The organism is Labrenzia sp. THAF35, assembly GCF_009363595.1.
In the GTDB taxonomy this organism is placed as follows: Bacteria; Pseudomonadota; Alphaproteobacteria; order Rhizobiales; family Stappiaceae; genus Roseibium; species Roseibium algicola.
Map to the genome: position 1 here is coordinate 5905618 of NZ_CP045380.1, position 12233 is coordinate 5917850.

Below are 12233 nucleotides of genomic sequence, written 5' to 3' on the forward strand. Positions count from 1 at the left end.
TTTCAGGCCGGATCCCGATCGGATCAATGGCCGTTCAGAAAGTCTGTTCGTGTCATCTCGGTGCGAATGGCGGGCATCGTACAGCCTCGCGACACGCTGGCACAGCCCACTTCACCAACTTCCCGGAAACCCAATTTCCGGGCAACGCCGAGCGAAGCCGGGTTATCTGTCATGGCTTCGCAGGCGACCAACTTGTGATCCGTCTTGCCGAACAGCCAGGCGACCGCCGCCTGCACTGCTTCGCTCATATATCCCTTGCCCCAATAGGCGCGCCCCAGCCAATAGCCGATCTCCGGGGTCTCCCGCAACTTTTTGAAGCCGATGCCACCGATCATCAGGCCCTCGCAGTCGATCTGGAAACCGAGTTCCTCCGCCTCCTGCCATGTCGACCAGCGCTCGACAGACAGCGCCAGATAAGCCCGGCCCTGCTCCAGATCGTAAGGGTAGGTAACCCGCGACAGCATCTTGGCGACTTCGTAGTCCCCCAGAAGCTCGGCGCAGCGGTCCAGGTCCTCCGGGCGCGGGGCTCGAAGGACCAGACGCTCGGTCTTCAGAACGGGCGACATCAGGCCGCTTCCTTGCGTGCATCGAAATCGGTGCGCGCCAGGCGGACGATCACGTTGGAAACCCTGCGATCCAGTGCCTTCGAAAAACGTTCCGTCATGGAGTAGGGCTTGAAACCCATTTTCCGCAGCAGACCGCGGGAGCGGAAGTTGTCCTCAAAGGCGCGCGCGGCTATGGCGTCCGTCTCGAAGGCTTCGAACGCCCAGGCGAGAGCAGACTCTACAGCCTCGCTGGCATAGCCATGCCCCTGAAACGCCCGGCCGAGCCAATAGCCGAGTGTCGGCAGGTTCGGCAGATCATCCAGGTCACCCGGCGGTTCGATGGCAACCACCCCGATGAACACCCCACCGAGCGTAATGGCAAACAGCGCTTCGGTTTCGAACGGATCCTTGCCGACGACCGTCTTCAGGAAGGCTTCCGCAGCTCCGTCCTCATAAGGCCAGGTGAACGACGTCATCCAGCGGGCGACCTCGAAATCCTTGCCCGCCAGCGCAACCATGGCTTCGGCGTCCGACATCTCGATCGGCCGCAGGATCAGGCGTCTTGTTTTCAGCTCAGGCAACATGCTCATCGTCCCTGCCCCCATCTTTTCAACGACTTCCAGACAGCCCGCTCCAGCGTATAGCGCTCGATGGGCACCGAGCCACCCGCCCCGAGAGAGCGGATCATGGCCTGGTCGCGATACTGAAATCCGGATTTGACGAGCACCCGGCGCGATGCCGGGTTGGTGACCCTGCAGGATCCCTGCAGCTCGCCGATGTCATGATAGGTGAAGGCATGGTCGACCAGTGCATGCACGGCCTCTGTCGCCAGACCCTGGCCCCAGAAGGGTTCACCCAGCCAATAGCCGACATGCACCGGACCGCCGGGCTCGACATTGGCATACCGCGCGATACCGATCAGCCGGCCGGTTAACTTCAGGCGGATGGCAAAGCTTGCAGAACGGGGCTGGTTGATCGCGGCCTTGGCGACCAGCGCCCGGGCATCGTCCAATGCGAAGGGATGCGGCATGGTGGAGAGGTTTGCCGCCACTTTCTTGTTGTTGGCCAGAAACACCATATCGGCCAAATCGTCCATACGCGGCTTGTCGAGCCGCACACGAACCGCTTCCTGCGGCAATGGGGCCGCAGCCAGACTGCTTTCGTCTAATAAACCGTCACTTTCAACAACCATCTTTTCCTCCAGCCAAAACAAATCAAGGGAGAGATGGCGCCCCATCTCCCCCTTGGATCTTGACTGGTCGGATTGCTGACCTGTCTCGAATTGCCGGGGTCTTACGGGACGCCGGCGTTTCGAAACTTCACGTCGGCTTTACTCCGCTGCTTCCGCTACCGGGAGCACGTTAATGTAGGTTCGCTTGTTGGCTTTCGCCTGGAACTCTACCTTGCCTTCCACGGTTGCGAAGATGGTATGGTCCTTGCCCATACCAACGCCGGTGCCCGGGTGCCAGGTAGTGCCGCGCTGACGCGCGATGATGTTGCCGGGAATCACAGCTTCCCCGCCGAATTTCTTGATGCCGAGACGGCGGCCAGCTGAGTCGCGGCCGTTGCGGGACGAGCCGCCTGCCTTTTTATGTGCCATCGTTAGAACTCCTCGTTCTTCGAATACTTTTTAGGTTCGGGAGCGGCGGCTTAGTTGCCAGCCAGTTCCTTGGCCTGCTCAACCCAATTACCGCGTTCGAACTTGCCTTTCAGGCCAGTTTCTTCTTCAACGCGTGCGATGTCGTCAGCGGACATTGCTGCGATCTGAGCGAAGGTGGTGATACCTGCTTCGTTCAGCTTCTTCACAGCTGCCGGACCGGCGCCATCGAGTTTCTTCAGGTCGTCGGCGCCTTCTGCTGCAGCCGGTGCGGCTTCAGCGGTTTCTTCAGCCTTCGGCGCTGCCTTCTTCGGCGCTGCCTTCTTGGCCGGCTTTGCACCACCGGTCAGGATATCGGTCACCTTCACGAGGGTGAAAGCCTGACGATGGCCGTTGCGGCGGCGGGAATTCTGACGCCGGCGCTTCTTGAAAATGATAACCTTGCGGTTACGGCCCTGTTCGACCACTTCGGCAACCACGGTTGCGCCTTCGACAAGCGGAGCGCCAACGGTGGTGTCGGTGCCATTGCCGACCATCAGAACCTCTTCAAAGGTGACGGTGCTGCCGGCTTCGGCATCGAGCTTTTCGACCTTCAGGAGGTCATCGGCGGCAACAGTGTACTGCTTGCCACCCGTCTTGATCACTGCGAACATGTCTCGCACGTCCTTCTTTTCGTTTTTGACACACCGGAACGGGCTGTTAAACCATCGAACCGGCTGCTTTTCAGGTCGAACCGAGGCGCCTGTCTCTCCAGGTCTTGACCCTGGCTGACAAGTCTTTGTGTCGGGTTGAGCGTGAAGCTTTTAAAGCCCGGCAGGCCTTGAACGACAAACATAACTCGAAAAAGCGAACCTTTTCGAGCCCGCGCAATATAGTCGGCCGGTTCTCGTTGTCAAACGGAAATCTGGCCTTTCTGCCGCAAAACCGCTTGTTTTCGTTTCCCTGGCGCCCTCGCATTCGCGGCGATTCCTCTCGTGGTCACCACGATTCCCGCAAACAGGGATACGCCAATCGGCGTTGACGGCCGTTATCGGGGCAAGCCGACATCCGGTCAATCCGAATCTCCATGGTGTTCCCTCCTCCCCTTCCCCGAGCTCCCTGCAGACCGCTTTTCGCGTCGCGCAAATACGTCTGCAGGCGGTCAATTCGCGCCCAGGAAGCAGACAAACCGGGCAAAAACAGCCCCAATCCACAAACTGAAAAAAGAACTCATTTCCGGGCTTGCAGGGCGCGCAGAGTGTGTCTATGTTCCGCGCCACTTGAGACCCGTACATCGCAAGTACCGCGGAGAGGTGCCGGAGTGGTTGAACGGGGCGGTCTCGAAAACCGTTGAGCGCGCAAGCGTTCCGGGGGTTCGAATCCCCCTCTCTCCGCCATATCTATCCTTGCGCTACCGCCTTCGGCTACTTTAGCGCATGGCTCCGGGTCGGGACCTTGTCTTCCCTCCTCCGCCATTTCTATTCTTGCGCTACCGCCTTCGGCTACTCGAGGACCGGGTCGTCATCGGTGCCACGCGTGTGGGCCGTTGGGTCAGCTCTATCACCTGCCGCTATCGATGAAGAGTTCCAGGCCGCTCAGGGCGCCGCCGAGTTCCATCAGCCTCCCGCCTGTCGCCAGCGAGCCGAGGTACACCGGGTGCAGATGGATGTCTGAAACCAGATGCCGTGCGATGGCGACAGCGTCTTCGTCGTCACCGGCCACGAACAGGACACGGCGCAAACGCTCTTCCTGTAACGGCGCGATCATTTTGGTGACAGGAAGAGTGTTGAACGCCTTCACGACACGAGCGCCGGGGGCCAGGCGGGCGACAATCTCGCTGCCGGTCTCTTCCCCAAGGTCATCGATCTCGAACGACGGTGCATAGCTGGTGAAGATATTTGTCGCGTCGATCAGGACGCGGTTGTCCCAGTCGATATCAGGCGCAAGCACGTTGCTGAGTTTCGTCCATGGCATGGCCAGGACAACAACCGGTTTGTTCATGGCCTCCGCCGCATGGCCGGCGGTAATCCCTTTCCCAAGTCGCGTGATGACATCACGCAGACTTTCCGGCCCGCGGCTGTTGGCCAGGACTATGTTGTGACCGGTAGCGGCCAGCCGGCTGGCGAGGGTCTGCCCGAGCGACGCTGCGCCCAGAATTCCGATTTCCATCGAAGAGACTCCTTGAGAGCGTATCGAAGTGAGCACGTGGACCAGACGGCCAAACCGGTTGTCGGCTCGGACCGTCTGGTCAACCGTGGACTTAGATCTGGTTCATGCCGCCATCGACGAACAGCTCGATGCCGTTGACGAAGCTCGATGCCTCTGAAGCAAGAAAGAGCACTGCGTTGCTGATGTCTTCCGGCCGGCCGATCCGGCCCGAGGGAATATTGCCGAGGATGTGGTTCTTGACACCTTCGGCCTGCTCACCGCCGCCGAAGAGATCGTTGAGGCCGGCGGTCTCGGTCAGCCCTGGGCTGATGGCGTTCACCCGGATATTGCGGTCCTTCAGATCGAGGATCCAGCTGCGGGCGAAATTACGCACTGCCGCCTTGGTTGCCGAATAGACACTGAAGTTCGGTGTCCCAGCGGTGCCCGTGGTCGAAGACGTCAGGATGATAGAAGCTCCGTCCCGCAGCAGCGGCAGCGCCTTTTGCACGGTGAAAAGGACACCTTTTACATTGGTATCGAAGGTCTTTTGATAGTGCTCTTCGCTGATCTCGCCGAGCGGGGCAAATTCACCTCCACCGGCATTGGCGAAGAGTACATCAATCTGGCTGTGCTGCTGTTGGACCTCGTCGTACAGCCGGTCGATATCTGCAAGCACGGACATGTCTCCCTGCACGCCGGTCGTTCGCCCGCCAATGGACTTGACGGCTTCGTCAAGAGTTGCCTGGCGGCGACCGGTGATGAAGACCGATGCCCCCGCAGATGCGAATGCTTTTGCCGTCGCGAGACCGATGCCACTGGTTCCGCCGGTGACAACCACAACCTTGTTCTCGAAGTTCTGTGTCATTTCATTCTCCTGTCTGACGGCACGATTGCCGTTGACATGAAGATGCAAATGGAACGATCGTTTCTGTAGTGGGCAAATTCAACACTTAGCGTTCCATAGAAAGAACGATAGATGCAGCAAGACCTGAATGACCTGGCTTATTTCGCCGAGGTGGTGGCGCATCGCGGATTTGCGCCGGCGGGCCGGGCGATCGGCGTTCCCAAGTCAAAGCTCAGCCGGCGAATAGCGGCTCTGGAAGAGCGCCTGGGCGTAAGGCTGATCGAAAGATCAAGCCGTCGGTTTCGGGTCACCGACATCGGGGAGCAATTCTATGAGCGTTGCCGCAGCATGCAGTCGGAAGCTGAACACGCCCATGCCCTGGTTGCGGAATCCAGGGCAGAACCGCACGGGCTGATCCGCTTCGGATGCCCAACCGGCCTCGTTGAGGTTGTTGCCCCGCTGATAAGCGAGTTCCTGTCTCGTCACCCCAAGGTACGGCTGCAGCTCGTAGCTGCCGATCGGGCGCTGGACCTGATCTCGGAACGCATTGACCTCGCCTTGCGTGTGCGCACGGCGTTGACCAGCGATGCCTCGCTGACCATGCGTACGATCGGTACCTCAATCAGAATTCTGGTTGCATACCCAGGCCTTGCGCAGACCGTTCATGAGGTCGATGACCTGGACAAAGTTCCCTTGCTATCGACGAGCGATAGCGCGGATGAAGTCGAATGGCACATCGAAACCGATATGGGAGAAACCCGCGCGTTTCGAAAGCAGGCCAGGATGGGCTGCGCGGATTTTTCGGCAACCCGAACGGCCGTGAAGAAGGGTCTCGGTGTAGCGCTATTGCCCGACCACGTCTGCAGCGCGGAACTGGCTACCGGGGATCTTGTGCGTGTCCTCCCGCAATGGCGAAGTCAGAAAGGGATCGTGCATCTGGTCTTCACGACGCGGCGTGGGCTGCCGCCAGCTGTCCGATCATTCATCGACCATCTTGCCCGCTGTTTTCCAAAGGATGCACTGAGCTACGAATAGCAGTCGAAACCTACCCATGTTGCGACTCCTTCAGTCCTCCGAAAGGTACTGTGGCGTATCAACGAGAAACCACAGCAAACGGATCTCACGGAAAGGAATGGAACCGGCGGAAAACCCCGATGCGAACTCATCGCTCTGCACCGGGGTCCTGAATTTTCAGGCAAGTTTCCCGTCAAACACTCAAGGTCTTGTCAGCTGGTAGCCTCTTCCCTTTTGGCGGCCTGAAACCGACGCTTGATCATCGGCCCGACGACAACCGCGATCGTCAGGGCGACCAGAACCAGGCTGGTCGTGTTCGAGAACAGGACCAGCCAGTCGCCGCGTCCGATCCGCAAGGCAAGACGAAGGTTTTCCTCGGCAAACCCACCCAGGATCAGACCCAGGACAACCGGTGGCAGCGGGAACTTGAGCTTGTCCATTACCCAGCCGATCGCACCGAAGCCGAGCATCAGATAGACATCGAACATCCGTCCGTGGATCGAATAGACCCCGATCAGCATCAAGACGATGATGACCGACCCCAGGAGAGGACGCGGGAGATTCAAAAGGCGCGCAAAACTGTTCGTTGCCAGTGCCCCGCCAAGCAGCACCAGAAGGATCGCGCCGAACAGGAACTGCCACATGAAGCCGAATACCACGTCCGGATTGTCCCGGAACAGCATGGGCCCCGGCTGCAGACCATGCACCAGCAACCCACCCAGCATGACCGCAGCGACAGCAGTTCCCGGGATGCCAAGTGTCAGGGCCGGGATCAGCGCGGAAGCGGTGTCGGCATTGTTAGCTGTTTCCGCAGCCGCAACGCCTTCAGGTTCACCATTGCCCCAGGTATCGGGTGTTTTCGAGGCCCGGCGAGCTTCGTTATAGGACATGAAAGCAGCCATCGAACCGCCGGCTCCCGGAAGAATCCCGATCCAGATCCCGATGATCGATGAACGGATCCATGTCTTCCAGAAGCGGTACATGCGAGGCAGCGCACGCCAGATCGGCTCCGTTCCCAGTTTGGAACTGTTGACGCCGTCCGTTTTCAAAGGCGTTTCGAGCAGATCGATGACCGGAGGCAGCGCGTAGAGGCCGACCAGCAGAATGACGATATTGACGCCGTCCAGAAGCTCCAGCTGTCCGAAAGTGTAGCGGTCATTTCCATAGATCGGGTCCGAGCCCACCACTGAGACGAAGACACCAAAACAGGCGCTGATCAGCCCTTTTACCGGGTTGCCTCCCAGCAGGAAGATGATGCTGGCAAGGCCGAACACGGCAACCCAGAACACTTCCGAAGGGCCGAACAGGAGCGTGACCTTGGAAAGCGGAGGTGCGAGCAGCATCAGGGCAAAGGCACTTGCGATGCCGCCGATCGAAGATGAGACGACGGCCACTTGCAGCGCAAATCCGCCCTCGCCCTTTTGCGCCATCGGATAACCGTCGAACGTTGTGGCAACGGCTGCGGGGGTTCCGGGAATGCGCAGAAGAACAGCGGGGATGGCACCGCCATACATTGCACCGTTGTAGATGCCGGCCATCAGACCGAGCGCGACCAGAGGTTCGAGACCGAACGTGAATGGCACAAGCACGGAGATGGCCATTGTGGCGCTAAGGCCGGGCATTGCACCGACAACGATGCCCGCAATCACGCCGATGACGACAGCGGCAAAGTTGGCCAGCCCGAAAACTTCGGGAAGTGCGCTGAGAAGATCGGAGTACATTGAGATCACTCCTGCCAGAGGCGTCCTGCCGGAAAGTCTTGCGACATTCCGTAATCGAAGATCAGCCAGATGGCTCCGACGACGACCAGGGTTGCCACTGCAAGTCCAAGTGGGTTGCGATAGCCGAAGAGCCAGGCAACGAGCGGAATGGTTATGGCTGTGCTCGGATAAAAGCCGATCAGGTCGGTGGCCAATGCGTAGCCAAGGATCAGCAGAAAGGCACCTGCGACCCGGCTGGGTGACTTGCTCATGGGCTCTGTTTCTTCACCAGCCGACGCCTTGCGTTGATCTGCGATCAGAAGCAGTAGCGAGAGGATGATCAGCCCGACCAGCATCACGGCTGGCAGCAGGGCAGATATCGGCCTCAATGTCGAGGTCGGGTAGAGAAAAGCAAACGCGGCCGCGGCGATGCCAAGAGCGGTCAGTGTCTCGGGCCGGAGAAGGCGGTGTGTACGATGGTCGGACATGGCACTGGCTTTATCTGAGTAAGAGAGGCCGCGCGGGGGCGTGCCCCGCGCAACGCGCATCAGTTCCAGGGAGTCGTATCCCAGACCTGCTTTGCAAGGGTATGCAGATCCTCGGTCAATGCCTTGAAATCGTCCCCGGTTACCACTTCGACCGGATTTGCGGTTTCCTTCATGGCTTTGAGGAACTCCGGATCAGAGGCAAGCTGTTCGAATGCGGCAAGAAGCTTTGCCTGTACATCCTCAGGCAGGCCGGCAGGCGCAACGAAGCCCCGCATGGATCCGTTTATCAGGTCCAGCCCCTGCTCCTTGAAGGTTGGCAGGTCTGGCGCAAAGTCAGAGCGCTCCGGCGTCGCAACGCCAAGTACATTCAGTTCTTCCTGAAACTCGGCCACCTCGGAAATGTTGAGGATCCCCATCGCCACGTGTCCGCCCATGAGTGCGGTTCGCGCCGGGGCGGAGCCCTTGAACGGTACGATTGTGAACTCGGTTTCGGTCAGGCCTTCAAGCTTGATCAGCGCGAAGTGATCATCGCCTCCGAGGCTGGACATCCCGACGGTGATGGCCCCGGGATTGGCCTTGGCTTCCGCGATCAGCTTGTCGAGCGTGTCGAGACCGCTCGCCTTGGAGGTGACGATCACGTTGGGATCGTTCACCACATTGGCGAGATAGGTGAAGCTGTCGGCATCATATTCCGCTTCACGATCAATCGTGCGCGCCATCATGCCCGGAAGGTTGAAGGTGCCGAGCGTGTAGCCATCCGGAGAAGATCTCGCCGTTTCCGTAATGCCGATCTGCCCACTAGCACCCGGCATGTTCTTGACGACGAGGCTTGCCCCTTCGCCCAGATATTTTTCGATGAACGGTGCAGCGGTGCGAGCCATAACGTCCGTGCCGCCGCCTGCGGAATATCCGACAATGACCTCAATGGGTTTTTCGGGATAGTCGGCCATGGCAGCCCCAGCGACCATAACCAGCGCACCTGCAATTGCAGAAGCCTTCAGGTAAGTAAGCATTTGTCTCCTCCCTTTGTTGAGACTGTTCAGTAATCCGGAAATTCGCAACCACGTTCCTTGAGGGCTGCGTCCACCCAGCTGCGATCGTTCTTGCCTTCAGCGATTGCCTTCATCTGCCGTTCTTCGGCATCCTGTTTCGCCAGGGTCTGGCGAAGAATTTTCTCGGCCCCATCCAGTGGAACCGCGAGCACGCCATCGGAATCGCCCAGCACGATGTCACCTGGCTCGATCACCATTCCGTCCAGACTGATCGGAACATTGATTTCACCCGGGCCGTCCTTGTAAGGGCCGCGATGGGTGACCCCCGCGGCGAAAGTCGGCAGGTTGGTCTTGAGAAAGGCATCGACATCGCGGATTGCGCCATTCAAGACGAAGCCCGCAACCCCTCGCTTGACGGCGTAGGCAAGCATCAGCTCACCCATGAGGGCATTGGAAAGATCCCCACCGGCATCGACAACGATCACATCACCGGGTTTGGCCAGGTCGATCGCCTTGTGCAGCATCAGGTTGTCACCCGGACGGCTCTTGACGGTCAGCGCCACGCCGGCCAGGCCGCCGGAGGCATGCATCGGCCGCAAGCGCGGACCGGCGGCTGCGAGGCGTCCCATGCAGTCGGAGACATTGGCAACCGGAAGCTTGGCAAATTCAGCAACGAGTTCCAGCGGCGCAGCTTGTTTTCGGCTGCAAATACGAAAGCCAACCGACATGTTCATTCTCCTGCTTTGGCGTACATGGCACCGGCGTCGGCCAGAAGTGCACGATTTGCTATGCGTTCGCGGGCGACAGGCTGGCCATCCAGAACCTGGAAGATGCCGCGCACGGCCTCCACTCCGACACGTGCACCGGCTTCGCGCGTGACGCCGCCGATATGCGGAGTGACAATGATGCGGTTTTCACTGAAGAACGGATGGTTCGCCTGGGGTGGTTCCACGGCAAAGGTGTCAAGTCCCGCGCCTGCAAGATGACCTGATTGAATTGCAGCGAGCAGCGCGTCTTCGTCAATCAGCCCACCACGCGCCGTGTTGATCACGTAGCTGCCTTCCGGCATGCGCGCGATGGCTTCGGCGTTCAGGATCTGGCGTGTCTGATCGGTCAGCGGACAATGAAGGCTGAGGACATCGGATTGTTCCAGCAGCTCTTCGAGCGAGCTGCAGCGTTTTACACCCAGTCTTTCGAATACGTCGTTGTCGGCATAGGGATCGTAGCCGATCAGGCTCAGGCCAATGCCCTTGGCAATTCGGCCTGTCGCCTGTGCAATAGACCCCATCCCCAACAGGCCCAGTCGGCTTCCTGCCAGCTCGCGGCCAAGAAAACCCGCCTTTTCCCAGCGGCCGGCACGAAGCCCTGCGTCAAGCGGCAGGATGCGCTTCACTGTGGCAAGCATGAGTGCAATCGCATGTTCGGCGACTGAAACTGCATTTGCGCCTGTTGCAACAAGTACCGGAATGCCGCGGGATGCGGCTGCCTGGAGATCGATGTTATCGACGCCAACACCATGCTTTGAAATGACGCGCAGCTTTGGAGCCTTTTCAAGGACGTCGGCATCCAGTCGGCCCATCCGCGAGACGATCCCTTCCGCCCCGGTCTCGACCAGAAGCGTGGAGATCACATCACTGTCTGCATAGGCTGGGGTATGAACGGTTTCGTATCCGTGGTCTTGCACAAGCGCGGCAGCACTTGGGTCGAGGTCGGGGCCGGTCACAAGGATTTTCTTGCTCATGCGTACGTCTCTCTGCTCTCCGCAAGCGGAAAGGGATTGTTCTTTGATAGGGGATAAGTGACCGCGTCCGCCTCCCAGCTTGCACGGTTGAATTCCTCCGCCATCTTGGGTAACGGATAGAATGACTTAACAAAAGCGAATTAATCTGGTTCTTATGTTAAGAAAAACTGGATGAAGGTATGGACACCCGTCAACTCAAGACCCTGGTCGCTATCGCAACCCATGGCACCTTCACCAAGGCGGCGGAGATCGTAAACCTGACGCCATCGGCAGTCAGTCAACAGATCCAGGCGCTGGAAGTCGAACTGAACATTACCCTGTTCGAACGGTCGTCCCGTCCTCCGAAGTTGACCTCGCAGGGGCTTCAAGTCCTTGAAATGGCTCAGGAGATGTTACGTCTCGAAGACGATACCAAGGCAAATCTGCGGGGAGACAAGCTCGCCGGCACCCTCATGCTGGGCTCTGTTCGTTCCAGTGCGTTGAATTTGCTGCCGAGAGCCATTGTCCAGATGCGAAACCAGTATCCCGATCTGAAAACCAATCTGAGAGTTTCGCTGTCTTCAACCCTGATTGCCGATGTGGCTTCCGGACGGCTCGATGCTGCCGTGGTCGCGGAGCATGTCGGCATTCCGCCCGCCTTGCGCTGGAGCCCCTTCCTTCGTGAGCCGCTCTGGCTGATCGCACCGGAAGACACAAAATCCACCGATCCCGCCGACCTGCTTGCGACCTGTCCGTTCATTCGATTTCGCAGCGCCGTGCCGCTTGCCAACCTTATCGACACGGAGATCTCTCGCATGGGGATCGCAACCAACGACATTGCGGAGATCGACACGATCGGATCCATCGTCACATGTGTACGGCAAGGCATGGGGGTTTCCGTTGTTCCGCATGTCGCCTTGCAGGAGCCGGATCACCAGCGGCTGACAAAACTCCCTTTCGGCAATCCGCAAGTGACAAGGCAAATCGGCATCGTGGAGCGGATCGTATCGCCGCGGGCTGAAATCATCGCGCGTATCCACACGGTACTTGCCGAACTTTGCACCCCGCATGGCGTAAGCAGAATAGAGGACGTGTCTTGACCCTCCTCAGAAGGATCACCAGCCGGTAGGCCGCGCTGCCTCATCAATGTGTCTTGTCAAAAAGGCTGTCACCAACTCGGTCGTTCGGTCTCGGGGCCACGAATGA

Annotated in this window: 14 protein-coding genes and 1 tRNA gene; 3 read left to right on the forward strand and 12 right to left on the reverse strand. The window is 59.1% G+C overall.

Annotated elements, in window-relative coordinates; all coding sequences use genetic code 11:
• Positions 1-23: 23 nt before the first annotated feature.
• The 5 genes from FIU93_RS27110 to FIU93_RS27130 all read right to left on the reverse strand — a co-directional run bounded on the left by FIU93_RS27110 (position 24) and on the right by FIU93_RS27130 (position 2795).
• Positions 24-566 (reverse strand): GNAT family N-acetyltransferase, encoded by a 543-nt coding sequence (locus FIU93_RS27110; RefSeq protein WP_152507301.1) that lies wholly within the window; start codon positions 564-566, stop codon positions 24-26.
• Positions 566-1135: a GNAT family N-acetyltransferase gene (locus tag FIU93_RS27115; RefSeq protein WP_152507302.1), complete on the reverse strand. Its 570-nt coding sequence runs from the start codon at positions 1133-1135 to the stop codon at positions 566-568. The genes FIU93_RS27110 and FIU93_RS27115 overlap by 1 nt, the downstream gene beginning before the upstream one ends.
• Complete coding sequence (locus FIU93_RS27120; RefSeq protein WP_031269624.1) at positions 1132-1737, reverse strand: GNAT family N-acetyltransferase; 606 nt, start codon at positions 1735-1737, stop codon at positions 1132-1134. Before FIU93_RS27120 ends, FIU93_RS27115 begins: the two co-directional genes overlap by 4 nt.
• Positions 1738-1875: 138 nt before the next feature.
• A complete protein-coding gene (rpmA, locus tag FIU93_RS27125; protein WP_006933726.1) occupies positions 1876-2145 on the reverse strand; it encodes a 50S ribosomal protein L27 in 270 nt (89 codons plus the stop codon).
• Between the two features lie 50 nt (positions 2146-2195).
• The gene (locus FIU93_RS27130; RefSeq protein WP_152507303.1) at positions 2196-2795 is read right to left on the reverse strand and encodes a 50S ribosomal protein L21; all 600 of its coding nucleotides are present in this window, start codon (positions 2793-2795) and stop codon (positions 2196-2198) included.
• Between the two features lie 633 nt (positions 2796-3428).
• On the opposite strand from FIU93_RS27130, the gene FIU93_RS27135 reads away from it, so the two are divergent.
• Positions 3429-3518 (forward strand) — tRNA-Ser (locus FIU93_RS27135).
• 163 nt (positions 3519-3681) lie between these two features.
• On the opposite strand, the gene FIU93_RS27140 is transcribed toward FIU93_RS27135, so the two are convergent.
• Positions 3682-4290 (reverse strand): NAD(P)-binding domain-containing protein, encoded by a 609-nt coding sequence (locus FIU93_RS27140; protein WP_152507304.1) that lies wholly within the window; start codon positions 4288-4290, stop codon positions 3682-3684.
• A gap of 91 nt (positions 4291-4381) precedes the next feature.
• Positions 4382-5134 (reverse strand): glucose 1-dehydrogenase, encoded by a 753-nt coding sequence (locus FIU93_RS27145; RefSeq protein WP_152507305.1) that lies wholly within the window; start codon positions 5132-5134, stop codon positions 4382-4384.
• Positions 5135-5245: 111 nt separating this feature from the next.
• On the opposite strand from FIU93_RS27145, the gene FIU93_RS27150 reads away from it, so the two are divergent.
• The gene (locus FIU93_RS27150) at positions 5246-6148 is read left to right on the forward strand and encodes a LysR family transcriptional regulator (protein ID WP_152507306.1); all 903 of its coding nucleotides are present in this window, start codon (positions 5246-5248) and stop codon (positions 6146-6148) included.
• Positions 6149-6339: 191 nt separating this feature from the next.
• Here the strand turns inward: FIU93_RS27150 and FIU93_RS27155 are convergent, their stop codons facing one another.
• From FIU93_RS27155 to FIU93_RS27175, 5 genes are read right to left on the reverse strand one after another with little or no spacing between them, the layout of a single operon-like run.
• The gene (locus tag FIU93_RS27155) at positions 6340-7848 is read right to left on the reverse strand and encodes a tripartite tricarboxylate transporter permease (RefSeq protein WP_152507307.1); all 1509 of its coding nucleotides are present in this window, start codon (positions 7846-7848) and stop codon (positions 6340-6342) included.
• A 5-nt stretch (positions 7849-7853) separates the two neighbouring features.
• A complete protein-coding gene (locus FIU93_RS27160; protein ID WP_152507308.1) occupies positions 7854-8315 on the reverse strand; it encodes a tripartite tricarboxylate transporter TctB family protein in 462 nt (153 codons plus the stop codon).
• Positions 8316-8374: 59 nt separating this feature from the next.
• Positions 8375-9328, reverse strand: a complete 954-nt coding sequence (locus FIU93_RS27165) for a tripartite tricarboxylate transporter substrate binding protein (RefSeq protein ID WP_062489884.1) — start codon at positions 9326-9328, stop codon at positions 8375-8377.
• A gap of 26 nt (positions 9329-9354) precedes the next feature.
• Positions 9355-10035 (reverse strand): RraA family protein, encoded by a 681-nt coding sequence (locus tag FIU93_RS27170; RefSeq protein WP_173017421.1) that lies wholly within the window; start codon positions 10033-10035, stop codon positions 9355-9357.
• Positions 10036-10037: 2 nt separating this feature from the next.
• Positions 10038-11048: a hydroxyacid dehydrogenase gene (locus FIU93_RS27175; RefSeq protein WP_152507309.1), complete on the reverse strand. Its 1011-nt coding sequence runs from the start codon at positions 11046-11048 to the stop codon at positions 10038-10040.
• A 179-nt stretch (positions 11049-11227) separates the two neighbouring features.
• On the opposite strand from FIU93_RS27175, the gene FIU93_RS27180 reads away from it, so the two are divergent.
• Entirely contained in the window at positions 11228-12127 is a 900-nt protein-coding gene (locus FIU93_RS27180; RefSeq protein WP_152507310.1) for a LysR family transcriptional regulator, read from the forward strand.
• Positions 12128-12233: the final 106 nt, after the last annotated feature.